At 69.6% G+C, this 22,203-nt stretch carries 24 protein-coding genes and 4 tRNA genes; 15 read left to right on the top strand and 13 right to left on the bottom strand.

The features are described 5' to 3' along the window. Positions 1 to 13 precede the first annotated feature (13 nt). Positions 14 to 87: transfer RNA gene (locus ACPYN5_RS13720), tRNA-Pro, on the bottom strand. Between the two features lie 136 nt (positions 88 to 223). On the opposite strand from ACPYN5_RS13720, the gene ACPYN5_RS13725 reads away from it, so the two are divergent. Both ACPYN5_RS13725 and ACPYN5_RS13730 read left to right on the top strand, forming a co-directional pair. Continuing rightward, positions 224 to 294 (top strand) — tRNA-Gly (locus tag ACPYN5_RS13725). 160 nt (positions 295 to 454) lie between these two features. Continuing rightward, on the top strand, positions 455 to 940 hold the full coding sequence (locus tag ACPYN5_RS13730; protein ID WP_424449545.1) for a Dps family protein: 486 nt from the start codon (positions 455 to 457) through the stop codon (positions 938 to 940). 110 nt (positions 941 to 1,050) lie between these two features. Here ACPYN5_RS13730 and ACPYN5_RS13735 read toward each other — a convergent pair whose 3' ends face one another. Genes ACPYN5_RS13735 through ACPYN5_RS13750 form a run of 4 tightly spaced genes read right to left on the bottom strand, consistent with a single transcriptional unit; the run spans position 1,051 to position 4,763 of the window. Beyond that, positions 1,051 to 2,553, bottom strand: coding sequence for an amidohydrolase (locus ACPYN5_RS13735; protein WP_424449546.1), 1,503 nt, complete (start codon positions 2,551 to 2,553; stop codon positions 1,051 to 1,053). Beyond that, the gene (locus ACPYN5_RS13740) at positions 2,550 to 3,203 is read right to left on the bottom strand and encodes an FMN-binding negative transcriptional regulator (protein WP_424449547.1); all 654 of its coding nucleotides are present in this window, start codon (positions 3,201 to 3,203) and stop codon (positions 2,550 to 2,552) included. The genes ACPYN5_RS13735 and ACPYN5_RS13740 overlap by 4 nt, the downstream gene beginning before the upstream one ends. 4 nt (positions 3,204 to 3,207) lie before the next feature. Beyond that, complete coding sequence (locus tag ACPYN5_RS13745; protein WP_424449548.1) at positions 3,208 to 4,218, bottom strand: Fpg/Nei family DNA glycosylase; 1,011 nt, start codon at positions 4,216 to 4,218, stop codon at positions 3,208 to 3,210. Then, on the bottom strand, positions 4,218 to 4,763 hold the full coding sequence (locus ACPYN5_RS13750; RefSeq protein ID WP_424449549.1) for a ribose-5-phosphate isomerase: 546 nt from the start codon (positions 4,761 to 4,763) through the stop codon (positions 4,218 to 4,220). The genes ACPYN5_RS13745 and ACPYN5_RS13750 overlap by 1 nt, the downstream gene beginning before the upstream one ends. A gap of 111 nt (positions 4,764 to 4,874) precedes the next feature. On the opposite strand from ACPYN5_RS13750, the gene pepN reads away from it, so the two are divergent. From pepN to ACPYN5_RS13785, 7 genes are all read left to right on the top strand, one after another. Continuing rightward, positions 4,875 to 7,421: an aminopeptidase N gene (pepN, locus tag ACPYN5_RS13755; RefSeq protein ID WP_424449550.1), complete on the top strand. Its 2,547-nt coding sequence runs from the start codon at positions 4,875 to 4,877 to the stop codon at positions 7,419 to 7,421. Positions 7,422 to 7,527: 106 nt separating this feature from the next. Continuing rightward, positions 7,528 to 8,442 (top strand): ABC transporter ATP-binding protein, encoded by a 915-nt coding sequence (locus tag ACPYN5_RS13760; protein WP_424449551.1) that lies wholly within the window; start codon positions 7,528 to 7,530, stop codon positions 8,440 to 8,442. Next, complete coding sequence (locus tag ACPYN5_RS13765; protein ID WP_424449552.1) at positions 8,439 to 9,248, top strand: ABC transporter permease; 810 nt, start codon at positions 8,439 to 8,441, stop codon at positions 9,246 to 9,248. Before ACPYN5_RS13760 ends, ACPYN5_RS13765 begins: the two co-directional genes overlap by 4 nt. 10 nt (positions 9,249 to 9,258) lie before the next feature. After that, entirely contained in the window at positions 9,259 to 10,524 is a 1,266-nt protein-coding gene (locus ACPYN5_RS13770) for a histidine kinase (protein ID WP_424449553.1), read from the top strand. Beyond that, the gene (locus ACPYN5_RS13775) at positions 10,514 to 11,188 is read left to right on the top strand and encodes a response regulator transcription factor (RefSeq protein WP_424449554.1); all 675 of its coding nucleotides are present in this window, start codon (positions 10,514 to 10,516) and stop codon (positions 11,186 to 11,188) included. Before ACPYN5_RS13770 ends, ACPYN5_RS13775 begins: the two co-directional genes overlap by 11 nt. A 46-nt stretch (positions 11,189 to 11,234) precedes the next feature. Further along, entirely contained in the window at positions 11,235 to 12,365 is a 1,131-nt protein-coding gene (locus ACPYN5_RS13780) for a mechanosensitive ion channel family protein (protein ID WP_424449555.1), read from the top strand. Further along, positions 12,362 to 12,829 carry a globin gene (locus ACPYN5_RS13785; protein WP_424449556.1) on the top strand — a complete coding sequence of 156 codons (468 nt, stop codon included), beginning with the start codon at positions 12,362 to 12,364 and terminating at the stop codon, positions 12,827 to 12,829. The genes ACPYN5_RS13780 and ACPYN5_RS13785 overlap by 4 nt, the downstream gene beginning before the upstream one ends. A gap of 1 nt (position 12,830) precedes the next feature. Here ACPYN5_RS13785 and ACPYN5_RS13790 read toward each other — a convergent pair whose 3' ends face one another. After that, the gene (locus ACPYN5_RS13790; RefSeq protein WP_424449557.1) at positions 12,831 to 13,502 is read right to left on the bottom strand and encodes a DUF8185 domain-containing protein; all 672 of its coding nucleotides are present in this window, start codon (positions 13,500 to 13,502) and stop codon (positions 12,831 to 12,833) included. 86 nt (positions 13,503 to 13,588) lie between these two features. Here ACPYN5_RS13790 and ACPYN5_RS13795 point away from each other — a divergent pair, with 86 nt between their 5' ends. Next, positions 13,589 to 14,461, top strand: a complete 873-nt coding sequence (locus ACPYN5_RS13795) for an acyl-CoA thioesterase (RefSeq protein ID WP_424449679.1) — start codon at positions 13,589 to 13,591, stop codon at positions 14,459 to 14,461. Here the strand turns inward: ACPYN5_RS13795 and ACPYN5_RS13800 are convergent. The 5 genes from ACPYN5_RS13800 to msrA all read right to left on the bottom strand — a co-directional run bounded on the left by ACPYN5_RS13800 (position 14,449) and on the right by msrA (position 18,447). After that, positions 14,449 to 14,976 carry an acyl-CoA thioesterase gene (locus tag ACPYN5_RS13800; protein WP_424449558.1) on the bottom strand — a complete coding sequence of 176 codons (528 nt, stop codon included), beginning with the start codon at positions 14,974 to 14,976 and terminating at the stop codon, positions 14,449 to 14,451. The genes ACPYN5_RS13795 and ACPYN5_RS13800 overlap by 13 nt on opposite strands. Further along, on the bottom strand, positions 14,969 to 16,648 hold the full coding sequence (ettA, locus tag ACPYN5_RS13805) for an energy-dependent translational throttle protein EttA (RefSeq protein WP_424449559.1): 1,680 nt from the start codon (positions 16,646 to 16,648) through the stop codon (positions 14,969 to 14,971). Before ettA ends, ACPYN5_RS13800 begins: the two co-directional genes overlap by 8 nt. A 55-nt stretch (positions 16,649 to 16,703) precedes the next feature. Then, on the bottom strand, positions 16,704 to 17,201 hold the full coding sequence (locus ACPYN5_RS13810) for a DUF6993 domain-containing protein (protein WP_424449560.1): 498 nt from the start codon (positions 17,199 to 17,201) through the stop codon (positions 16,704 to 16,706). 38 nt (positions 17,202 to 17,239) lie between these two features. Then, positions 17,240 to 17,761 carry a single-stranded DNA-binding protein gene (locus tag ACPYN5_RS13815; RefSeq protein ID WP_424449561.1) on the bottom strand — a complete coding sequence of 174 codons (522 nt, stop codon included), beginning with the start codon at positions 17,759 to 17,761 and terminating at the stop codon, positions 17,240 to 17,242. Between the two features lie 158 nt (positions 17,762 to 17,919). Next, the gene (gene msrA, locus ACPYN5_RS13820; protein WP_424449562.1) at positions 17,920 to 18,447 is read right to left on the bottom strand and encodes a peptide-methionine (S)-S-oxide reductase MsrA; all 528 of its coding nucleotides are present in this window, start codon (positions 18,445 to 18,447) and stop codon (positions 17,920 to 17,922) included. Between the two features lie 116 nt (positions 18,448 to 18,563). On the opposite strand from msrA, the gene ACPYN5_RS13825 reads away from it, so the two are divergent. Next, positions 18,564 to 18,794: a peptidase associated/transthyretin-like domain-containing protein gene (locus tag ACPYN5_RS13825; protein ID WP_424449563.1), complete on the top strand. Its 231-nt coding sequence runs from the start codon at positions 18,564 to 18,566 to the stop codon at positions 18,792 to 18,794. A gap of 27 nt (positions 18,795 to 18,821) precedes the next feature. Here the strand turns inward: ACPYN5_RS13825 and yczR are convergent, their stop codons facing one another. After that, complete coding sequence (gene yczR, locus ACPYN5_RS13830; RefSeq protein ID WP_424449564.1) at positions 18,822 to 20,231, bottom strand: MocR-like transcription factor YczR; 1,410 nt, start codon at positions 20,229 to 20,231, stop codon at positions 18,822 to 18,824. A 62-nt stretch (positions 20,232 to 20,293) separates the two neighbouring features. On the opposite strand from yczR, the gene yczE reads away from it, so the two are divergent. Beyond that, positions 20,294 to 20,989 carry a membrane protein YczE gene (gene yczE / locus ACPYN5_RS13835; RefSeq protein WP_424449565.1) on the top strand — a complete coding sequence of 232 codons (696 nt, stop codon included), beginning with the start codon at positions 20,294 to 20,296 and terminating at the stop codon, positions 20,987 to 20,989. Here the strand turns inward: yczE and ACPYN5_RS13840 are convergent. Further along, positions 20,970 to 21,182, bottom strand: coding sequence for a methyltransferase (locus ACPYN5_RS13840; RefSeq protein ID WP_424449566.1), 213 nt, complete (start codon positions 21,180 to 21,182; stop codon positions 20,970 to 20,972). The two genes, yczE and ACPYN5_RS13840, sit on opposite strands and share 20 nt — an antisense overlap. A gap of 146 nt (positions 21,183 to 21,328) precedes the next feature. On the opposite strand from ACPYN5_RS13840, the gene ACPYN5_RS13845 reads away from it, so the two are divergent. The 3 genes from ACPYN5_RS13845 (at position 21,329) to ACPYN5_RS13855 (ending at position 22,194) form a co-directional block, all read left to right on the top strand. Beyond that, positions 21,329 to 21,401 (top strand) — tRNA-Arg (locus ACPYN5_RS13845). Between the two features lie 55 nt (positions 21,402 to 21,456). Next, positions 21,457 to 22,080: an oligoribonuclease gene (gene orn, locus ACPYN5_RS13850; RefSeq protein ID WP_424449567.1), complete on the top strand. Its 624-nt coding sequence runs from the start codon at positions 21,457 to 21,459 to the stop codon at positions 22,078 to 22,080. 38 nt (positions 22,081 to 22,118) lie between these two features. Then, a tRNA-His gene (locus ACPYN5_RS13855) sits at positions 22,119 to 22,194 on the top strand. Positions 22,195 to 22,203: the final 9 nt, after the last annotated feature.

Consider the following 22,203-nt stretch of genomic DNA (forward strand, 5'->3'; position numbering starts at 1 on the left):
GTGGGGCCGTTTGTCGGGGCGACAGGATTTGAACCTGCGGCCTCCCGCTCCCAAAGCGGGCGCTCTACCAAGCTGAGCTACGCCCCGGGCGCGCCGCGACGTGCGTCGGAAAACGGCCGTGGTCAGTCTAGCCGACGGAGTCCGCTAGACTGATCGGGTTGCCGTTCGGCGGGCTTTTCGAGTCCGTCCGCCGGTGAACCGTCATCCGATTCCGGTCGGATGCGGGGCTGTAGCTTAGTGGTAAAGCCTCTGTCTTCCAAACAGATGATGCGAGTTCGATTCTCGTCAGCCCCTCCGTCGCTCCTTCTCGCCCTGTGGTGAGGAGGAGCTTTGTCATCTCCGCGATGGTGCCGCCGTGCCCGGTGAGCCGAGCCTTCTCTTGCTTGCGGAATGTTCCGGCGTGAGTAGCGTTTGAGCAGACGCAGGCCTCGACCTGCCAGAAGGAGGCGCAGACATGACTGACATCAACACCACCACCCCCGCTCTCACCGCCGACCCCGAGGTCGCTGCCGCTGCGGCGCAGTTCCTCACCCCGGTCGTGCACAAGATGCAGGCGCTCGTCGTCAACGGCAAGCAGGCTCACTGGAATGTCCGCGGCTCGAACTTCATCGCGATCCACGAGCTGCTCGACTCCGTCGTCGCCCACGCGCAGGATTACGCCGACACGGCCGCTGAGCGGATCGTCGCCCTGGGCCTGCCGGTCGACTCGCGCGTGTCGACCATCGCCGAGAAGACGTCGACGGCCGTTCCTGCCGGCTTCGCACAGTGGCGTGACGAGATCAAGGCGATCGTCTCCGACATCGACGCCGCTCTCGTCGACCTTCAGGACGCGATCGACGGGCTCGACGAGGTCGACCTGACGAGCCAGGACGTCGCCATCGAGATCAAGCGCGGCGTGGACAAGGACCGCTGGTTCCTCCTCGCCCACCTCGCCGAGTAACCCTCCGCGCCGACGAGACGGCGTGAGGATCGCTACCGGGCGTGATGATCGCCCCCGGTGCCCGATCCTCACGCCGTTTCGCGTTTCCGACCGTCTCGTGCAGCCGTCCGTCAGGACACGTGCGTCAGGCGGCCCGCCAGCAGTGTCGCGCTGACGGCCGTGGAGCGGAGCTCCTCCGAGGTCGTTGCGGCGAGCGGATCCCGGTCGACCACGATGAGGTCGGCGGTGTCACCCGGTGCGATCGCCGACCCGGCATCCGATCCTCCGGCAGTCGACGCCGCGAGCGCGACGGCCGCGGAGACCCGCTGATGCGCGCGCCACGGCTCACGGGCGTCGCGCGTGCGGAAGACGGCATCCGCCATCGTCGCCCAGGGGTCGAGCCCGGCGACGGGCGCATCCGACCCGAAGAGCAGATTCGCGCCGGCGTCGACGAGCTCGCGCAACGGATACGCGACAGCGGTCTGGCCCTCCCAGTACTCCTCTGCCATGTCGCGGTCGTCGACGGCGTGCGAGGGCTGCACGCTCGCCGCGACACCGAGCCGCGCGAAACGCGGGATGTCGGCGTGCGCGACGAGCTGCGCATGCTCGATCGTCCCGGTCGCCCCCGTCGCCGCGAATGCATCGAGCGCGTGCGAGTTCGCGACATCGCCGATCGCATGCACCGCACAGGCGATGCCGGCCCCGGTCGCCCGCCGCATGAGCTCGCCGAGCTCGGGCGGCGGCACGGTCATCACGCCGAAGTCGCTCTCGGCACCCGGATAGTGGTGGGAGCAGGCCGCCGTCCGCGTTCCCAGGGAGCCGTCGGTGATGACCTTGAAGGGCCCCATCCGGATGAGTCCGGCCGCGTCTATCGCGTCACCCGTCTCGAGCCCCTCGGCGATCGCGCGCTCCAGCGCGCTGGCGTAGACGCCGAAGGAGACGCGCACCGCGTCGTACCCCCGGGCGAGACGGCGGTCCCACGCGCCGGCGTTCCATGACATGTCGAGATCGACGATCCCGACCACACCGCGAGCCGCGGCCACGGTCATCGCATCACTGACCGCCGCATCGGCGACCGACGGGTCGATCGCGTTCAGCCGGCGCGAGATCTCGAACGCCGGTTCCTCCCGCAGGACGCCGTCGGGTGACTGCATGCCCTCGCGCCCGAGCGCCGCGGTGTTGAGCCAGACGCTGTGGACATCGGCGTTGATGAGATAAGTGGGGACCTCCCCCGTCGCCGCGTCGAGCAGATCGAGCGACGGCCGGTCGCGCCACAGCGCGTCGCGGAACCCCGACCCGACACGCCGGCCGTCCCGGTCGACCGGCACCCGTGCCATCACGCTCGCCGCCTCCGCTGCCGAGGAGACGCCGTCGAGGTCGGCGCGCCGCGATGCGAGCGCCCACTGCACGGTGTGCACGTGATGGTCCCACAGCCCCGGGAGCAACCAGCCCCCGGCGCCGTCGAGCACGACGCCGCGCCGGGGAAGTGCGCCCGCCGGAGCGATGTCGACGACCTTCCCGTTCGACAGGTGCACGTCGACGGGATCGGTCCCGAAGGGGTCGGTGCGGCCGGGGCCGGTCAATCGCACGCCGGCGACGACATCCACGGTCTCGCCGAGACTGCGACCGCTCACGACCGCCCCTCGCGCGCCGCGCGCATCGCCGCGTGGGCGCGGCGCATCTCGGCGCCCAGCCGCGGGTCGGCATAGGGACTCGCGCTCGCCTCGACCTCGGTGATGATCGTGTCGACCACGGCATCCGGTCGATTCTGACTCAGCTTCCGCTTGGCGTTCACGCGCGTCGGGGTCAGCCGGAATCCGACCGTGCCGCGCTCGAGCCGTTGCACGAAGTCGTCGTCGTTGGGCGGTGCCCACATGCCGCGCGGCTCGGGAAGGCCGGACTCGAACCGGTCGACGAGGCGTTCGAGCACGCGCAGATTCTCGTCGGGCGGCAGTATCTCGGGAACGCCGGCGAGGTGGACGGAGACGAAGTTCCACGTCGGGACGGCGGGCACGTCGCCGTACCAGCTGGGCGACACGTACCCATGCGGTCCTTGCACGACGACGAGGAGTTCGCGTTCGCCGAGACCGTGGACGATGTCGTCCGGACGGCCGACGTGGCCGACGATGGTCAGATCGTCGCGCTCCTCGTCGAGCAGCACAGCGTAATGCGACGCGACGAGGCCCTCGTCGGCCCCGCTCACGATCGTGACCCAGGGGTTCTCGTCGATGACGCGACGCAGTTCGGTGACGTCGGTCATGGCGAAGCTCGGATTCTGTCTCATTCGCTCATCTCTGGCAGTTCGGGCACCAGTACAGCTTCCGCGAAGCCATCTCTTCGAGGACGATCGCCGTGCCGCACACGCGGCACGGAAGCCCCGCGCGGTGATAGACCCAGTGGCGGTCGTCGCGATGCGCCATCGCTCGTCGCCAAGCCTCGGGATCCAGGTCGTCCATCGTCATCATCTGACCGGTCTCGACGCCGATCGCCAGGAGCCGGACCCAGTCGCGCCACAGGCCGCGGACCACCTCCTCCGGCACGTCGCGACCGGGGGTGTGCGGGTTCAGTCGCGCGCGGAACAGCAGCTCGGCTCGGTAGACGTTGCCGATGCCGCTGACCACGCTCTGGTCCATGAGCAGCAGCCCGATGGGCGTCGGCTTGCGGCGAACCACGGACGTGAACTGCTCCTCGCCCTCGGTCACGTCGTCGACGAGCGGATCCGGTCCGAGCTTGGCGATCGTCGCCCGCACTTCCTCCGGCGTCTGCAGCTGGCAGGCGGTGGGGCCGCGCAGATCGGCGGAGGTGACCTCCGTGAGCAACCGCAGGCGGACCTGACCGACCACTGGCGGCGGCCACTCGGCGTCGTCGAGCTGCGTCCCGTCGCCCTCGAGCCCCGTGGTCTGCTCGCTCATGCGGACCCGGGCGCGCGTGCGCCGAGGCGCCCCGATCGAGCTGAGCGAGTTCTCTCCCGCGCTGTCGAAGACCGCGGCCACGTCGGTTCCCCGCTGGTTCGTCTGACCCATCCGCCCGTTGGCCGAAGCGATCGTGGGATCGGCCACGATCTCGCCGGCGAAGTCCCACGCCCCGTACATGCCCAGATGGACTCGGAGCCAGACGTCGTCCTCGAAGGCGAGGAACATCTGCTTTCCGACCGCCCGAGCCTCGACGGCCTCGCGGCCGTCGAGGACGGCCGCGCCCTCCGCGAAGCGGCCCTGCGGACTCGAGGCGGCGACGACGCGGCCCACGACGTTCCGGTCGAACTGGCGGGCGATCCGGTGGACGGAGTGGCCTTCGGGCATCAGCCCGCTTCCGGGTCGAAGGAGTCGGAAGCAGGAAGCGGCGACGCGGTTCCGCCGGAGACCGCGCGCGGGTCGGGAAGGAGACTGCCGTCGGCCTCGTAGGCGGCGAGCTGTCCGATGCGGCGGGCGTGGCGCTCCTCGCCGCTGAACGGCGTCTCGATGAAGCGGTCGATGAAGGTCACGGCCTCGTCGAAGGTGTGCTGACGGGCTCCGATCGCGATGACGTTCGCGTCGTTGTGCTCGCGGGCGAGCTCGGCCGTGGGAATGTTCCACACGAGTGCCGCGCGCGCGCCGTGCACCTTGTTGGCCGCCATCTGCTCGCCGTTGCCCGACCCTCCGAAGACGACACCCAGGGCCTCGACACCCGCCTGCTGGTCTCGGACGACAGCCTCCGCCGCCCGGATGCAGAACGCGGGGTAATCGTCGACGGGGTCGTACTCGATCGGTCCGTGGTCGACGACGTCGTGACCGGCCGCGGCGAGGTGGTGCTGGAGCTGAGTGGAGAACTCGAGACCGGCGTGGTCGGTCGCGATGTGGATGCGCATGGCACCATCCTATGAACGTGACGGCCCCGAAAGCGTAGGCTGGCACGGTTGCCGTCGGCGCCAGCAGCGCGCGGCCCGAATCCTCACCCCGACCCTGGGAGCAGAACGCACGTGCCTGGAGAGAATCTCACCCGCATCGAGGCGCAGGAGCGCCGCGCGATCGTCGACACGCAGTCCTACGACATCGCCCTCGATCTGACCGTCGGCGCGGAGGTCTTCCGTTCCCGCACGGTCATCCGATTCGCCGCCACCGAGGGCGCTTCGACCTTCATCGACCTGATCGCGCGCGACGTGCGTGAGATCACGCTCAACGGCCGGACGATCGACCCGGGCGCTTTCGACGACTCGCGCATCGCGCTCGACGGGCTCGCCGCCCAGAACGAGCTCATCGTCGACGCGGACTGCCTCTACACGAACACCGGCGAGGGTCTCCACCGCTTCGTCGACCCCGTCGACGGCGAGGTGTACCTCTACTCCCAGTTCGAGGTGCCCGACTCGCGCCGCGTCTTCGCCGTCTTCGAGCAGCCCGACCTGAAGGCGGAGTTCCGCTTCACCATCACGGCCCCGGCCGAGTGGAAGGTCGTCTCCAACTCCCCCACCCCCGAGCCGGTCCCCGGTGACGGCGGCACCGCCACCTGGGCCTTCGAGCCGACCCCGCGCATCTCGTCGTACATCACCGCACTCGTCGCGGGGCCCTACGAGCAGGTGTTCTCCGAGCTCACGAGCGCCGACGGCCGCGTCATCCCGCTCGGCGTCTACGCGCGCAAGAGCCTGTGGCAGTACCTCGACGCCGACTATGTCTTCGAGAAGACCCGCCAGGGCTTCGCCTACTTCGAGGACAAGTTCGGCGTGCCCTACCCGTTCGCGAAGTACGACCAGCTGTTCGTGCCGGAGTTCAACGCCGGCGCGATGGAGAACGCCGGCGCGGTGACGTTCACCGAGACCTACGTCTTCCGCTCCAAGGTGACCGACGCCGTCAAGGAGCGTCGTGTCGTGACGATCCTCCACGAGCTCGCCCACATGTGGTTCGGCGACCTCGTGACGATGAAGTGGTGGAACGACCTCTGGCTCAACGAGTCGTTCGCCGAGTGGGCGTCGACGATCGCGACGGCCGAGGCCACCGAGTGGACCGAGGCCTGGACCACGTTCAACGCGATGGAGAAGACCTGGGCCTACCGCCAGGACCAGCTGCCCTCCACGCATCCCGTCGTCGCCCGCATCAACGACCTCGAGGACGTGCAGGTCAACTTCGACGGCATCACCTACGCCAAGGGCGGCTCGGTGCTCAAGCAGCTCGCCGCCTGGGTGGGGGTCGAGGCGTTCTTCGCCGGCGTCTCCGCGTACTTCCGCAAGCACGCATGGGGTAACACCGAGCTGTCCGACCTCCTCGTCGAGCTCGAGGCGACGAGCGGTCGCGAGCTCGAGACCTGGTCGAAGAAGTGGCTCGAGACGGCGGGCGTGAACACCCTCGAGCCCGAGATCGCGACCGATGGGGACGGCATCATCACCCGGTTCGCGATCGTTCAGACCGCGCCCGCCGACTACCCCACGATCCGCCCGCACCGACTCGGCGTCGGCTTCTATGCACTGCGGGACGGGGAGCTCGTGCGCACGCACCACGTCGAACTCGACGTGGACGGCGATCTGACCGAGGTGCCCGAGCTGCGGGGACGCGTCCAGCCCGACCTCGTCCTCCTCAACGACGGCGACCTCGCCTACGCGAAGATCCGCCTCGACGAGCGCTCGCTCCGCACCGCGATCGAGCACCTCGCGAAGATCAGCGACCCCCTCGCCCGTTCGCTCGTGTGGGGTGCGGCGTGGGATCAGACCCGCGACGCCGAGGCCTCGGCGACGGACTACATCGATCTCGTGCTCCGCAACATCGGCACCGAGACCGAGTCGACCACCGTCCGCACGACGCTCGGACAGCTGCAGCTCGCCGCGAACTCCTACGTCGACCCGCAGACTCGGGATGCCGCCCGCAACCGGGTCGCCGACGGACTGTGGTCGCTCGCACAGCAGGCCGAAGCCGGGAGTGACAGCCAGCTGCAGTTCGTCACCGCGTTCGCGTCGGCCGCATCGACGCCCCAGCACGCGGACGTCGTCCGGGCGCTGCGCTCGGGCGAGACCGCTCTGCCGGGTCTGGAGATCGACGCCGACCTCTCGTGGACGCTCCTCGTCTCGCTCGCCGCCTCCGGCGCCGTCTCGGCCGCGGACATCGAGGCCGCCCTCGCAGCCGACAACACCGCCAAGGGCGGCGAGTTCGCGGCGCAGGCGCGTGCGGCCCTCCCCACCGCCGATGCGAAGCAGGCGGCGTGGGCCTCCCTCGTCGAGAACGACGACCTGCCCAACACGGTCGTACGCTCGGCGGCCATCGGATTCACGCACCCGGCCGGTGTCGCGCTGCTCGCCCCGTTCGTGGACGAGTACTTCCGGATGCTGCTGCCGATCTGGGAGTCGCGCAGCTACCAGATCGCCCAGTACCTGATCGTCGGGCTCTACCCCGCGGCGCTGGCCAATGCGGACCTGCGCGACGCGACGCGCGCGTGGCTCTCGCAGAACACCGAGGCCCCGGCCGCACTTCGGCGCCTCGTCGCCGAGAACCTCGCCGGCGTCGAGCGGGCGCTCTCGGTCCAGGAGCGCGACGCGCAGGCCTGACGTCATCCGCTGTGCCGATGGGCGTCGTACCCGGGTACGACGCCCATCGGCGTTCTCGGCACTCGTGGCGGACGACACCGCGACCCCCCGTCGATAGCGTGAACGCATGATCGTTGCAGATGGCCTCACCAAGAGGTACGGAGACAAGACCGCCGTGGACGGGGTGAGCTTCACCGTGCAGTCGGGCAAGGTGACCGGCTTCCTCGGCCCGAACGGCGCCGGCAAGTCCACCACGATGCGCATGATCGTCGGCCTCGACCGGCCCTCCTCCGGGAGCGTCACGATCGATGGCCGCGACTACCGCTCTCTGCGCTCGCCGCTGACCGAGGTGGGCATCCTCCTCGACGCCAAGGCGGTGCACACCGGGCGCAGCGCGCGCAACCATCTGCGCGCCATGGCCGCGACGCACGGCATCCCGCGGTCCCGCGTCGACGAGGTGATCGAGATCACCGGGCTCGGGTCGGTGGCCGGCAAGCGCGCCGGCAAATTCTCGCTCGGCATGGGCCAGCGCCTCGGGATCGCCGCCGCCCTGCTCGGCGACCCGCAGACCCTCATCCTCGACGAGCCCGTCAACGGCCTCGACCCCGAGGGTGTGCGCTGGGTGCGCCAGTTCGTGCGCGGCCAGGCCGCCCAGGGGCGCACGGTGCTGCTCTCGAGCCACCTCATGAGCGAGATGGCACTCACCGCCGATCATGTGATCGTGCTCGGACGGGGACGCGTGCTGGCCGATGCCGGCATCGACGAGCTGGTGCGCTCCTGGACGAGCAACACCGTCGTCGTCCGCACACCGCGTGCCGAGGAGCTCACGCGTCTGATCGCTGGGCCCGACGTCGCCGTCACCTCCGGAGAACCCGGCCTGCTGCAGGTCGCCGGCCTCACCGCCGCCGCGATCGGAGACGCCGCCGCGGCGCACGGCATCCCGCTCCATGAGCTCAGCCCGCGTGTCGGTTCGCTCGAGGAGGCCTATCTGGCCCTCACCGAGGGTTCGGTCGAATACCAGACGAAGGGGGCCGTGCGATGAGCACCACCACCGTGCAGACACCGACGCCCGCGCGTGTCTTACAGACGGACGCTCGCCTGTCGTTCGGACGCCTCGTGCGGAGCGAGACGATCAAACTCCTGACGCTCCGCTCGACCTGGTGGTCGCTCGGCGTCACCGCCGCGCTCGCCATCGGCATCTCGCTGCTCATGGCGTGGGCCTCGCAGGACTTCGGCGGGGACTTCAACCCGGTGATGGCGATCGTCGCTCCCATGCAGTTCACAATGCTCGTCGCGGGCATCCTGGGCGCCATGGCGATCACCGGCGAGTACTCGACCGGCATGATCCGGTCGACGCTCACGGCGGAGCCCCGTCGCGGCGCGGTCCTCGTCGCGAAGGGCATCGTCGTCGCGCTGCTGCTGGCCGCGACGACCATCGTCACCTCGCTCGTGGCCGTGCTCGCCTCGGCGCCGATCTTCGGCGATCGCGCCATCGACTGGTCGGATGCCGAGTCGTCGACCATCCCGCTCGTGCTCGGTGTGCTCGCCATGGCGACCTTCGCGCTGCTCGGCCTCGGCTGGGGGTTCATCATCCGAAACGGCGCCGGCGCGATCGCCGCCACGGTGGGCATCCTCTTCGTCCTGCCGATCGTCCTCAGCCTCTTCGCCCTGGGTGGGGAATCGTGGGCGTGGATCGTCGATCTGGGTCAGTACCTCCCCGCGGCCGCCGCGCAGACGGTGACCTCACCGGGCTCGGAGGACTTCGTGACGGCGCTCATCACGCTGCTGGCATGGCCGGCAGCCGCGCTGCTCGGCGGCTGGGCGGTCCTCCGCTCGACCGACGCGTAGGGTACAAGGGGTGTCTCCCGGAAGCCGCAGCCCGTCGTCCGACGACGATGAGCTGCGGCTTCCGCGTCCTCCCGGCGTCCTCCGGAGGTTCTGGGCGCGGCATCCGGTCTTCGCCGACATCCTCACCGCGATGGCCTGTCTCCTGTTCTCGCTCGTTCCCGCGACGAGCTTCACCGACCGCTGGGATGAGGCCGTCGGGATCGGCAGGCACTGGCCCACGACGGGGCCGGTCGTCATGGTCGTCATCGTGCTCGGCTGCGCCTCGCTGCTTCTGCGCAGGCGCTACCCGACGGTCGTCTTCGTCGGCGCTGTGGCGACGGCGCTGGCATACCTGCTCGCGCCGGTGGCCACAGGCGGGCCCATCCTCGGCATCGCGGCGTACACCCTCGCCGTCCACCGCAGCACCCGGGCGTGCCTCATCGGCGTCTCCGTCGCTCTCGGCATCATCGCCCCGACGGCCGCCGTTCTGGGCTTCGCCGGCGCGATCGCACCGGCGATCGCCTGGAACTCGGTCGTCGGAGAAGTGCTCGCCGCACTCATCGGGACTCTCATCGGCGCGAACGTCGGCAACCGGCATCGGTACGTCGCAGCCCTCATCGACCGCTCCCGCCAGCTGGTCATCGAGCGGGATCAGCAGGCCCGGCTCGCCTCCGCCGCCGAGCGCGATCGGATCGCACGCGAGCTGCACGACATCGTCGCCCACTCGCTCACCGTGATGGTCGCTCTGGCAGAGGGGGTCGCCGCCTCGAGCGACATCGACCGAGCACGGCCGGGCGCGACCGCGATCGCGAGCACCGGCCGGGAGGCGCTCCGTGACATGCGAGCGACCTTCGGCATCCTGCGCTCCGACGACGCGGCGGCGCCCCTCGCGCCCCTGGCCCGCGACACGACGGCTGAGACCGTCGCGTCGGCTCGTGCGGCGGGTTTCGATGCGACGTTGACCGTCTCCGGCGACCGGCCGGATCTCGCGAGCGGCGTCCAGCTCGCGATCTCGCGCATCGTGCAGGAGGGCGTGACCAACGCAATCCGCCACGCTCGCGGCGTCGCTCGCATCGAGGTGCGCATCGCCTACCGAGCGGACGCCGTCGACGTCGAGATCGACGACGACGGGGAAACCGTCGCGCCGGCACCGTCGGCGGGCACCGGGTACGGGCTGAGGGGCCTCCGGGAGCGCGTCGCCCTCGCCGGCGGCACGGTCGCAGCAGGTCCGAGAATCGGACGCGGGTGGCGCGTGCGGGCGAGGCTCCCCCTCGGACAGGAGAATCATGACCGTTGACTCCTCTGGTGCGATCCGCGTGCTGATCGTCGATGACCAGACACTCATCCGCCTCGGATTCCGCATGGTCCTCGAAGCGGCCGACGGCATCGAGGTCGTGGCCGAGGCCGCCGACGGCGCTGCGGCGCTCGAGGCCGTGGCGGAATCCTCGCCCGACGTCGTGCTCATGGACGTGCGGATGCCGGGCGTCGACGGCATCGAGGCGACGGCGCGCATCCGCGAGGACCATCCCGACGTCGCCGTCCTCGTGCTGACCACCTTCGACCTCGACGAGTACGCCTTCGGTGCGCTCCGGGCCGGTGCGAACGGCTTCCTCCTCAAGGACGCGCGACGCGACGAACTGGTCTCTGCCGTCCGTGCCGTCGCCGCCGGCGAGGCCACGCTCTCGCCGCGGGTCACCCGTCGCATGATCGAGCTCGTCACCGCCGAGGGCCATCCCGCGCCGCAGCCGGTCTCCCCGTCCGTGCTCACGGCTCGGGAAGCGGAGGTGCTCGCCGTCATGGCGCGCGGCCTCACCAACGCTGAGATCGCCGCCGAGCTGTTCCTGAGCGAGTCGACGGTGAAGACGCATGTCGGACGCATCCTGACGAAGCTTCCCGCCCGCGACCGTGTGCACGCCGTGCTGATCGCGCACGGCCTGGCCGAGCCGGGTTCGCAGGGCTGACGTCGTTCTCGGGAACGTCGCGGGCGACGTCGTTAGGATCGGATCGATGACCTTCGCTGCCGACCCACCACCCGCCCCGTTCGCCTGGGAGTTCGCCACCGACGAGTTCTGGATGTTCCTGACCGCTGCAGGATGGAACATCGTCGCCGTGGCCTGCATCATCCTCGGGGCGTTCGCGCTGTCCTGGGTGATGCGCCGCCTGATCTCCCGCATCGTCGACCGCATCGTGCGCGGTGCCAAGAGCCGGGCCGAGGCCGAAGACACCCGCGCCATCGACATGTCGCCGCTCGCCCAGGTGCGCATCGTCCAGCGCACCCGGACACTGGGATCGATCCTGAGCAACATCGTCAATGTCACGATCGTCATCATCGCGATCCTCATGGTCGTCGGGGTGCTCAATCCCAACATCCTCAGCTCGTTCACTCTCTTGTCCGCTGCGATCGGCGCCGGGCTCGGTTTCGGAGCGCAGAACATCGTCAAGGACGTCCTGAACGGGATGTTCATCGTCGCCGAGGACCAGATCGGCATCGGCGACGTCGTCGACCTCGGGCTCGCCACCGGCATCGTCGAGTACGTGAGCGTCCGTGTCACGCACGTGCGGGACGTCAACGGCACCCTGTGGTTCGTCCGCAACGGCGAGATCACACGCATCGGCAACATGTCGCAGGGCTGGTCGCGGGTGATCATCGACCTCGCGGTACCCACCGACGCAGACGTCGAGGTCGTCGAGCAGGCCATGCTCGACACGGCGAAGGAGCTCGCACGCGAGGCCAAGTGGCGCACGCGAATCATCGAGAAGCCCGAGATCTGGGGCCTCGAGTCGATCAGCGGCGATGCGCTGGTCATCCGGCTGGTCGTCAAGACGCGTCCGAACGCCAAGGACGATGTCGCCCGCGCCCTGCGGATGCGGCTCAAGCAGGCCATCGACGGCCTGGGCGTGAAGCTGCCGCAGCTGAACTCGATCATCCTGACGGGTCTCGAAGGCGCCCAGAGCGTCCGCGGCGCGAATCCTCCGCACACCAAGCCGCAGCCCGTCGCCCAGGCACCCCTCAAAGCGCGCCCGCAGTGGCGCCCGCGGCGGAACTGCACCGACAACGCGGCGCCCGAGACGCCGCCGGTGTCCGGTGCCCCGTCGAGCGCCGAGGGATCCAGCGACGAGGAGAAGGGCACGACGTGACCGAGCAGCTCAGCTTCTACGAGGAGATCGGCGGTCACGACACCTTCGTCCGTCTGGTCGACGTCTTCTACCGCGAGGTCGCCGCCGACGAGGTGCTGCGGCCGATGTACCCGGAGGCGGATCTCGGACCCGCCGCCGAGCGTCTGACGATGTTCCTCGAGCAGTACTGGGGCGGTCCGACGACCTACGGCGAACAGCGCGGGCATCCCCGGCTGCGGATGCGCCATCGTCCGTTCCACGTCGATCCCGACGCCCGCGACCGCTGGCTGCGCCACATGCGGACGGCTCTCGACGAGCTGTCGCTGCCCCCGTTGCACGAGGCGACGCTGTGGGATTACCTCGAACGCGCGGCTTATGCGATGGTCAACACGTTCGAGCCCGCGGGGATCGGTCCCGGCGGCTCCGACCGGCGAGCGGGCCTGGGCCTGCACCCGGCGACGACACCCGACCCGCCCCGGGACTGAATCAGCGTCCGGCGCCCGTCGACCGCACCGGCGTCAGGCCCATGGCGACGGGTCCGCGGGTCAACACGTGTCCGCGAGCGAACGAGACGCGCGTCCACACGTCGGTGCGACGGATGGTCGGCGACTCCGCGCCCGCGATGAAGCCGAGCCCGACGGCGGCGAAGGCGACCCCGAGCGGCAGGCCTGCGAGATCCTCGTCGGGCGCCCCCCAGATCGTCGAGCGGACCAGATGCACGACATCATCGCCCGCCGCTTCGGGCAGCTGCCGCGCGACCGCGGCGATCCCCCACTGGGCCCGCAGCGAGATCCGCGCGGAATCGAGGGAGCCCGCATCGCGCCAGCCCGACCGCGGGGGCGACACCCCGGCCCACGTGGCCGTGACGCCGCTGTCGGGCAACCGCACGGCGCGTTCGTCGGCGTCGGGCGCGAGTGCGGCAGCATCGACGGCGAGATCGCATTCGAGTTCCGGGTCGACACGTGCCGTCCGAAGGGCGAGGACGAAGGGCGTGGCGTCGGTGAGTGTGCGCGGCGCGAGCGGTGCGCACGTCATCACCAGGATGCCGGCGCCCGCCTGCAGCCTGATCACGCCGTCACCGTGACGTGCGGCGCGCCCCGCGAAGGTCAGGACATCCCGGACGACGTCGGGCTGCGGGAAGAGGAGGCGCTCGGACATCCGTCCTAGACTACCGAGCGATGTCCCAACAGAGCGGAGAGCGCGTGCCCGACAGCGCCGTCGAAGAGGCTGATCCCGTCACCGCGATGCTTCGCGTGCTCGACCTCTCGTCGAGTGAGGCGCGGACGACCGAGGACATCTTCACGGGCCGGTCGCAGGTCATGCCGCAAGGTCGCGTGTTCGGCGGGCAGGTCCTCGCACAGGCGACGATGGCGGCGATGCGGACCGTGCCGACGGAACGGGTTCCGCATTCGATGCACGGGTACTTCCTGCGCCCCGGGGACTCATCGCGCAACATCACCTTCTCCGTCGACCGCATCCACGACGGCCGGTCGTTCTCGACCCGACGGACGCAGGCCTTCCAGAACGGGCTACCGATCTTCTCGATGATCGCCTCATTCGAAGACGAGGATCCCGGAGTCGAACACGGTGAGCCGATGCCCGAGGGCATGCCCCAGCCCGAGGATCTCCCCGCGCTCGAAGAGCAGCTGAGCGGCATGCATCCGCTCAGCCGGCGGATCTTCTCGGCCAGCCCGATCGAGCTGCGGCACGTCACCACGCCCATCTACCTCGCCCCCGACGACGACGCCACACCCCGGCAGGCGGTCTGGGCTCGCACCCGTTCTGCGCTCCCCGACGACCCCGCGATCCATCGCGCCGCACTGGCTTTCCTCAGCGACCTCACCATTCAAGAACCGGTGCTGCGGGCGCACGGACTGGCATGGGCCACGCCCGGGTTGAAGGTTGCGAGCCTCGACCATGCCATGTGGTGGCACCGTTTCGCCCGGGTCGACGAGTGGCTGCTGTACGTGCAGGAGTCGCCGAGCGCACGAGGCGGCCGTGGCCTCGCGACCGGTCGGATCTACGACCGTTCGGGCGCGCTGATCGCGAGTGTCGCGCAGGAGATCATGGTGCGCGTGGCCGCCCCGTCCGGCGCGAGTGACGATCAGCGCCGGTGAGCGTAGGCGATGGGTTCCCCCACGATGGGAGCCCACGCCGTTCGCATCTCCTCGGTGAGCCGGACGGGTCGACCCGTCGCCGTCGAGACCATGACCACGACCGCCGTGGAGCGCGCGTAGCAGGTCTGCACGTCGTCGTCACGCGGGCTGTACACCTCGTAGCAGACATCGATGCTCGAGCCCCCGATCCGCCCGATCCACAGCTGCACGTCGAGCGGACGCTGGCCGTAGGGCACGGGCGCGAGGTACTCGATCTCCTGGCGCGCGATCAGGGTCATCGTCTCGGCCGACAGGCTCAGTGCATCGAGGATGGCCGTCGATGGACCGGACAGGCCCGCCTCCGGCTTCCAGAAAGCGCGCAGTCGCGCCTCCTCGAGGAGCTTGAGCATCGACGTGTTGTTCACGTGGCCGAGGGCGTCGAGATCGCCCCACCGCAGATGGATGGGGATGCGGACGCGGGTGGCCCCGGCGGTTTCCACCACCGAGGCCACCGTCGTCGATGCGTCGTCAGTCACGCGTGAGCTTGCGGTAGGTGGACTTCGCGGGGTTGGCGGCATCCGCTCCGAGACGCTCGACCTTGTTCGCCTCGTAGGCCTCGAAGTTGCCCTCGAACCAGTACCACTGCGCGGGGTTCTCCGCCGTGCCTTCGTACGCGAGGATGTGGGTCGCGATGCGGTCGAGGAACCACCGGTCGTGGGTGATGACCACGGCGCAGCCCGGGAACTCGAGCAGGGCGTTCTCGAGCGAGCTGAGGGTCTCGACATCCAGGTCGTTCGTCGGCTCGTCGAGGAGCAGCAGGTTGCCACCCTCCTTCAGCGTCAGCGCGAGGTTCAGACGGTTGCGCTCACCGCCGGAGAGCACGCCGGCCTTCTTCTGCTGGTCCGGTCCCTTGAATCCGAACTTGGAGACGTACGCGCGTGAGGGGATCTCGGTCTTGCCGACGGTGATGATGTCGAGACCGTCCGACACGACCTCCCAGAGCGTCTTGTCGGGATCGATGTTGCCGCGCGACTGGTCGACGTAGCTGATCTTGACGGTCTCGCCGATCTTCAGGTCACCGCCGTCGAGGGGCTCGAGCCCGACGATGGTCTTGAAGAGCGTCGTCTTGCCGACGCCGTTGGGACCGATGACGCCGACGATGCCGTTCGGGGGCAGATTGAAGCTCAGGCCGTCGATGAGCACGCGGTCGCCGAAGGCCTTGTGCAGCTTCTTCGCGTCGATGACGACGCTGCCCAGCCGCGGACCTGCGGGAATCTGGATCTCTTCGAAGTCGAGCTTGCGCGTGCGTTCAGCCTCGGCGGCCATCTCCTCATAGCGGGCGAGACGCGCCTTCGACTTCGTCTGGCGTCCCTTGGCCGAGCTTCGAACCCACTCGAGCTCGTCTTTGAGACGCTTGGCGAGCTTGGCGTCCTTCTTGCCCTGGATGTCGAGGCGCTCGGCCTTCTTCTCGAGGTAGGTCGAGTAGTTGCCCTCGTAGCCGATGAGGCGACCGCGGTCGACCTCGGCGATCCATTCGGCGACGTTGTCGAGGAAGTACCGGTCGTGGGTGATGGCGATGACCGCACCCTTGTACGACTGCAGGTGCTGCTCGAGCCAGAGCACGCTCTCGGCGTCGAGGTGGTTGGTGGGCTCGTCGAGAAGCAGCAGGTCGGGCTTCTGCAGCAGCAGGCGAGCCAGGGCGACGCGGCGACGCTCACCACCGGAGAGCGGGGCGACCGACGCGTCGGCCGGCGGGGTGCGGAGTGCTTCCATCGCCTGGTGCAGCTGGGAGTCCAGGTCCCACCCGTCGGCTGCGTCGATCTCCTCCTGCAGGGTGCCCATCTCGGCCAGGAGCGCGTCGAAGTCGGCGTCGGGGTCGGCCATGAGCGCCGAGATCTCGTTGAAGCGGTCGAGCTTGGCCTTGATCGCCACGCCCGACTCGATGTTCTCGAGCACGGTCTTGGTGTCGTCGAGCTCGGGCTCCTGCATCAGGATGCCGACGGTGAAGCCGGGTGTCAGCTTCGCCTCGCCGTTGGAGGGCTGGTCGAGGCCCGCCATGATCTTCAGGATCGTCGACTTGCCGGCACCGTTGGGGCCGACCATGCCGATCTTCGCGCCGGGGAGGAACGACATCGTGACGTCGTCGAGGATGAGCTTCTCGCCGACAGCCTTGCGGGCACGGACCATGGAGTAGATGTATTCGGCCATAACGAATCGAGTCTAGTCGGCGGGGGCGCCGCCTTCCGGCCCTCAGCCCACGGGTTCACCAGTCGATGGGGCGGGTCTTCCCGATCAGGCAGCCGCCGCTCGGAAGCTGAGGAAGCACTTTCGCGGTGGGCGACGGAGTGGAGGGGCCGACCTGGCCGACGAGGCACTCGCCCCACCACAGCACCGAGAACTGCAGACTGTCGACGGGGTCGTCGACCGACGTGCGGTCGGCCGTCACCTGCATCGTTGCCTTGTCGAATCCGGCGGCGACGAGGGCGTCGATGTAGGCACGGCCCGCGACCCCGTCGGGTGAGGCGGCGACCTGATTCATCACCGCGGCGAACACCGGCAAGTTGTCGGTCGCGCTGCTGTCCGGGGCCAGCGGCTGCAGCGGCGCTGCGGCGGACGGGCCGGCGGTCGGCGTCGCCGTCGTCGACCCGGTTCCCCCGGGAAACAGCGCGGAGCACCCGGCGAGCGACACGGCGACCGTCACCGTCAGTGCGCCGAGCATCCCCCTCGTCGACCGACCGAACGGGGAACGAGTCAGGCGCATGCCTGGATTCTAGGTGCACCCGGCGACGCGCTCCGGCCTCAGAACGGGGTCGTCGCATCGAGCGTTCCGCTGGGGACGTCGGCAACCGACCACTCGCCGTCGGTGTCGGTGTCGGTGTTGGTGTCGGCGGGGTCGACGCGTCCGGCGTTCCCGGCGCTCGCCCCTGCTCCGGTCGCGGGATGCTGCACGACGGGAGCCTCGGTCCGCGCCGCCTTCTGGAAGGTCGCCGTGCCCCACTTCAGATCCGGTCCGATCGCATCGGCGTCGATCTCGATCTCGATGCCCCGCTTGCCGCCGGACTCCCACTCCCTCACCCGCAGGCGGCCGTCGACGAAGACCCGCTGCCCCTTCCGGAGCGAGGCGAAAGCATTCTCGCCGAGGGCTCGGAAGACGCTGACCCGGTACCAGTTGGTGGCACCGTCGACCCACTCGCCGGACTGCGGGTCGCGATGGCGCTGACTGCTCGCGAGTCTGAAGGTCGTGACGGGGATGCCGCTGCCGGTTCGGCGCTGCTCGGGCTCGGTGGCGACGTTTCCGATGACGGTGATGCGGTCTGACATGTCTGCTCCTCGGGCGGGCACTCGCAGTGGGACGCTCCGGCACCCGAGTGCCCGTCGGGTGCCGGAGCGCTCCCAGCTTCGCGGCCCGCCCGGGAACGCCGACGGCGGTTCCGCACATCGGTGCAGAACCGCCGTCGAGGGGGGATGGGGAGGAGGGGTCAGCTTCGTGCGTACTCCGCGAAACGCGCCCGGACCTTGTTCACCTTGGGAACGGCGACCGCGAGGCAGTACCCCTGTCCGGGGTTCTTCGCGAAGAAGTCCTGGTGGTAGTCCTCCGCGGGGTAGAAGGTCTCGCCGCGCTCCATCGTCGTCACGACGCCGCCGCCCCACATCTCGTCCGCGCGCTCGAGGGCCGCCGTGAAGACCTCGACCTGCTCGTCGTCGAGAGGGAACATGGCCGAACGGTACTGGGTGCCGACATCGGCGCCCTGGCGGTTGAGCTGACGCGGGTCGTGCATCGTGAAGAACGCGTCGAGGATCACGTCGGCGGGAATGACCTCGGCGTCGAAGGTGACCGATACGGCTTCGGCGTGCCCGGTGGTGCCGGTGCAGACGGCCTCGTAGCTCGGGTGCGGCACGTGCCCCCCGATGTAGCCGGACACGACCTCCGACACGCCATCGAGAGCGCGGTACGCGGCATCGAGGCACCAGAAGCAGCCGCCGGCGAGGATGAAGGTGGTGGTCATGGAAGGCTCCGTTCTCCCGCTTGCGCGAGGTCTCACCCTAGCCAACCACTCTCTCGGCTGCGGTGTTCCCGCCGATGTCGGAGCCCCTCCCTAGCCTCGGCACCGAGGAGGTCACCATGACGACGATGCAAGCCCGCCGCGGCAGCACACTCATCGCACTCGGCGACGACCGGTGGCGCGTGGTCGAGGGCGATGGACGCGTTCGCGGACTCATCGTGCGGGTGGAAGCGCCGGCAGGGACGCGGTACCGCGCTCTGCGATTCCACGTCCCGTCCCGCGCTTTCCGCGCCCTCGGCGAGTTCTGGAGCCGTGGCGAGGCCGCCGACACCCTGCGGCTGTCGCGCTGAGCGCGACGGGCGCCGACCATCGTCCGGTCAGACCAGCGCGTCGACGGGCGCTGGGCCCGCGGTCCGCGAACCGCTGGCGACATGCTCCCACACGTCGGCCAGCACGCCGACGGCGCGCTGCAGGTCGGCGGGCGGTGAGGTGAACGGTATCCGGAGCCGGTTCTCGTGACCGCCGTCGACGGCGAACCGCGGTCCGGCGCTGACGTAGACCGCCTCGGCGCGCGCCCCGAGCACGAGTGGCACGCTGAGCGGCGCCGGTAGACCGACCCATAGGGCGACTCCCCCGTCGACATTCGGCACGTCCCAGCTCGGCAGCCGGTCGCGCAGGGCATCCCGAACGGCCCGGTGTCCGCCCGAGAGCAACTCCGCTCGCTGCGGAAGGATCTCCGACATCCGCGGGATCAACCTGAGGGCCACGGCCTGCTCGAACTCGGGCGTGCCCAGGTCGCGCGCCGGCCGCGCCGCGTGCAGGCGCCGGATGACATCTGGCTGCGCCCGGATCCATCCGACGCGCAGCCCGCCCCACACGGTCTTCCCGAGCGAGCCGATGCGCACGACCTCGTCCTCTGTGAGGGCCACGGGAGCGGGATCGCCGAAAGCGAGCTCGGCCGTCGTCTCGTCCACGACGATCGTGCACCCGTGCTGCGCTGCTTCGCGGATCGCGTCCTGCTCGAGGAGTGTCATCGTCCGGCCGGTGGGGTTCTGCAGCGTCGGCATGAGGTACGCCAGCGTCGGCCGGGTGCGCCGCGCGGCCTCGCTCAGACGGTCGACATCCCAGCCGTCGGCGGTGGTGACGGGCACGGCGACCAGTCGCGCTCCCGCCGTTCGCAGCGCGTCGGCTGCGTGCGGGTAGGTGGGCGTCTCGACCAGGACCCGGTCCCCCCGCGCGACGAGCACCTCCGCGATGAGGTGGATCGCGCTCTGGGCGCCGGCGGTCACGAGGATCTGCTCGCTCGAGGTCGGGATCCCTCGTGCGGCGTAGCGGTCCGCGATCGCCTCTCGGAGCCGACGGGAACCGAGCGTGTCGTAGCCGGAGCGGGAGACGAGCGTCGCGGCATCCGCAGCCGTCTCCGTGATGACCCCGGCAAGCCCCGGCCAAGCGCTCGGGGATGCCTGCTGCAGATCGATCGAGCCGGCCGCGGCGAAGACGGTGCCGCCGCCGCGGAGGGGCTGAGCGGTCGTAACGCTGCCAGAGCCGCGGACACTCTCGATATGACCGCTCGCCCGCAGGCTCGCGTAGGCGCTCGCGACGGTGGTGCGACTGACCCTCAGGGTCTGTGCGAGGACGCGTTCGGCGGGAAGGAGGGTGCGTGCCGCGATGCGGTTGTCGAGGCACAGCAGCCGGATGCCGTCGGCAAGCGCCTCGTAGGCCGGTTCGCGCGTGCGCCATCCGCCGAGGGCCGTCTCGAGCGACCGGGCGGAGATGCGGGAGTGCATATGGCCACAGTACGCGAATTGGCCTCTTTCGGAGCGGCCAATCTTCGCGGTGGAATGAGGAGGTGATCCTCCGCATAACTCAGCTCCTCGTCGGCCTCGTCCTTTTCGGCGCGGGGTGCGCCGTAATGGTCGACGCCGGGATCGGGCTCGACCCGTGGACGGTCTTCGCCGAAGGTGTGAGCGAGCACACCGGCCTCGGCATCGGCTGGGTCGTCAACATCACCGGGTTCCTCGTCCTGCTGCTGTGGATCCCGCTGCGTCAGAAGCCGGGCATCGGCACCGTCGCGAACATCCTCGTCGTCGGAACCGCGATCCAGGTCACGCTCCCCCTCCTGGCGACACCCGACCACTGGGTGGCCCGGATCGGCATGTTCCTCGCCGGCACCGTCCTCGTGGGAATCGCCTCGGGGATCTACATCGGCGCGCGGCTCGGGCCCGGCCCGCGGGACGGCCTGATGACCGGCATGCATCAGCGGTGGGGATGGCCGATCTGGGCGGGCAGGCTCGGCGTCGAGGCGACCGTGCTCGTCACGGGCTGGCTCCTCGGAGGCACCGTGGGCCTCGGCACCGTGCTCTTCGCGGTGCTGATCGGACCGATCGTCCACGTCAGCCTGCCGCTGTTCGACCCCCGCGCCCGTGCTCTCCGCCGCTCTACGCGCTCTGCGCGCTCTGCGCGCGTCGACGTCGACGGCGACGTCGACGAGGGTGCGCCGTCCGCCGCCGTCGCCGCGCCCGGACTCAGTGCTCCCGGAACGTAGGCCAGTCAGCGCCCGGATGCATGTGGGCGTGCAGCGCGTTCTTCGCCACGTCCATCGACGGATACGAACCGAGCTCGGCATCCGCCCCCGCCATCGTCACGGTGTACTCGTCGCCGCGATGGCGGATCATTCCGACCACTCCCGCGGGGCCGTAGGCGACCCAGAGTGCCGTCGAGCGTGTCTGTGCGTTCATCATCGAACCCCTTCCGACCCTCGCAGGCTACGCCTCCGACCGCTCGGGAGCCAGAGCGGGGCGCAGTGCGGCTGCGTTTCGTCCGGCGACGTCTGCCACGCGGGGACCCGCGTCGCCGTCCTCGGCGCGGTAACGTAGCAGCATCCGCCTCCGTAGCTCAGTGGATAGAGCAACGGCCTTCTAATCCGTCGGTCACAGGTTCGAATCCTGTCGGGGGCACATCGCCACGGACCTCGGGCGAGCCATGTCCGGCCCGGTCATTAGGATGGGCGACATGGTGGGAACAGCCGAGAACGATCGTCTCGTATGGATCGATTGCGAGATGACGGGGCTGGACCTCAGTGTCGATGAGCTCGTCGAAGTCGCCGTGATCGTGACGGACTACGAGCTCCGTCCGCTCGATGTGGGCTTCGAGCTCGTCATCCGACCGAGCGAGGCCGCGCGTGCCAACATGGGCGACTTCGTGACGGCGATGCACGAGAAGTCCGGCCTCCTGTCCGAACTCGACGCGGGCGTGACCCTCGCCGAGGCCGAGGATGCCGTGCTCGCGTACATCCAGCGCTTCGTTCCGGAGGGCAAGGCGGCGCTCGCCGGAAACACGATCGGGACCGACCGGATGTTCCTGGCGAAGTACATGCCCCGCGTCGACTCGTGGTTGCACTATCGCAACGTCGACGTGTCGAGCATCAAGGAGCTGTCGCGACGGTGGTTCCCGCGTGCGTACTTCCAGGCACCGGCCAAGGATGGCGGACACCGCGCGCTCGCCGACATCCGCGAGTCGATCCGCGAGCTCGCGTACTACCGTTCCGCCGTGTTCGTGCCCGAGCCGGGGCCCTCGAGCGATGAGGCTCGGGCCGCCGCAGAGGCAGCCGTGTCGTCGTACTCGCCATCCGTGTAATACAATCGTCTGGTTGCCCGGTTTCACCGGGAGACATGGTGGCTATAGCTCAGTTGGTAGAGCACCGCGTTGTGGTCGCGGGGGTCGCGGGTTCAAGTCCCGTTAGCCACCCCACATAACACC

Origin of the sequence: Microbacterium arborescens, from assembly GCF_049707515.1 — a bacterium.
Lineage (GTDB): Bacteria > Actinomycetota > Actinomycetes > Actinomycetales > Microbacteriaceae > Microbacterium > Microbacterium arborescens_B.

What these genes read in the sequence shown, in the direction of transcription:
- ACPYN5_RS13730 (WP_424449545.1), top strand. Translation starts at nt 455, where the DNA reads ATGACTGACATCAACACCACCACCCCCGCTCTCACCGCCGACCCCGAG.
- ACPYN5_RS13740 (WP_424449547.1), bottom strand. Translation starts at nt 3,203, where the DNA reads ATGAGACAGAATCCGAGCTTCGCCATGACCGACGTCACCGAACTGCGT.
- ACPYN5_RS13745 (WP_424449548.1), bottom strand. Translation starts at nt 4,218, where the DNA reads ATGCCCGAAGGCCACTCCGTCCACCGGATCGCCCGCCAGTTCGACCGG.
- ACPYN5_RS13750 (WP_424449549.1), bottom strand. Translation starts at nt 4,763, where the DNA reads ATGCGCATCCACATCGCGACCGACCACGCCGGTCTCGAGTTCTCCACT.
- ACPYN5_RS13760 (WP_424449551.1), top strand. Translation starts at nt 7,528, where the DNA reads ATGATCGTTGCAGATGGCCTCACCAAGAGGTACGGAGACAAGACCGCC.
- ACPYN5_RS13765 (WP_424449552.1), top strand. Translation starts at nt 8,439, where the DNA reads ATGAGCACCACCACCGTGCAGACACCGACGCCCGCGCGTGTCTTACAG.
- ACPYN5_RS13775 (WP_424449554.1), top strand. Translation starts at nt 10,514, where the DNA reads ATGACCGTTGACTCCTCTGGTGCGATCCGCGTGCTGATCGTCGATGAC.
- ACPYN5_RS13780 (WP_424449555.1), top strand. Translation starts at nt 11,235, where the DNA reads ATGACCTTCGCTGCCGACCCACCACCCGCCCCGTTCGCCTGGGAGTTC.
- ACPYN5_RS13790 (WP_424449557.1), bottom strand. Translation starts at nt 13,502, where the DNA reads ATGTCCGAGCGCCTCCTCTTCCCGCAGCCCGACGTCGTCCGGGATGTC.
- ACPYN5_RS13795 (WP_424449679.1), top strand. Translation starts at nt 13,589, where the DNA reads ATGCTTCGCGTGCTCGACCTCTCGTCGAGTGAGGCGCGGACGACCGAG.
- ettA (WP_424449559.1), bottom strand. Translation starts at nt 16,648, where the DNA reads ATGGCCGAATACATCTACTCCATGGTCCGTGCCCGCAAGGCTGTCGGC.
- ACPYN5_RS13810 (WP_424449560.1), bottom strand. Translation starts at nt 17,201, where the DNA reads ATGCGCCTGACTCGTTCCCCGTTCGGTCGGTCGACGAGGGGGATGCTC.
- ACPYN5_RS13815 (WP_424449561.1), bottom strand. Translation starts at nt 17,761, where the DNA reads ATGTCAGACCGCATCACCGTCATCGGAAACGTCGCCACCGAGCCCGAG.
- msrA (WP_424449562.1), bottom strand. Translation starts at nt 18,447, where the DNA reads ATGACCACCACCTTCATCCTCGCCGGCGGCTGCTTCTGGTGCCTCGAT.
- ACPYN5_RS13825 (WP_424449563.1), top strand. Translation starts at nt 18,564, where the DNA reads ATGACGACGATGCAAGCCCGCCGCGGCAGCACACTCATCGCACTCGGC.
- yczR (WP_424449564.1), bottom strand. Translation starts at nt 20,231, where the DNA reads ATGCACTCCCGCATCTCCGCCCGGTCGCTCGAGACGGCCCTCGGCGGA.
- ACPYN5_RS13840 (WP_424449566.1), bottom strand. Translation starts at nt 21,182, where the DNA reads ATGAACGCACAGACACGCTCGACGGCACTCTGGGTCGCCTACGGCCCC.
- orn (WP_424449567.1), top strand. Translation starts at nt 21,457, where the DNA reads ATGGTGGGAACAGCCGAGAACGATCGTCTCGTATGGATCGATTGCGAG.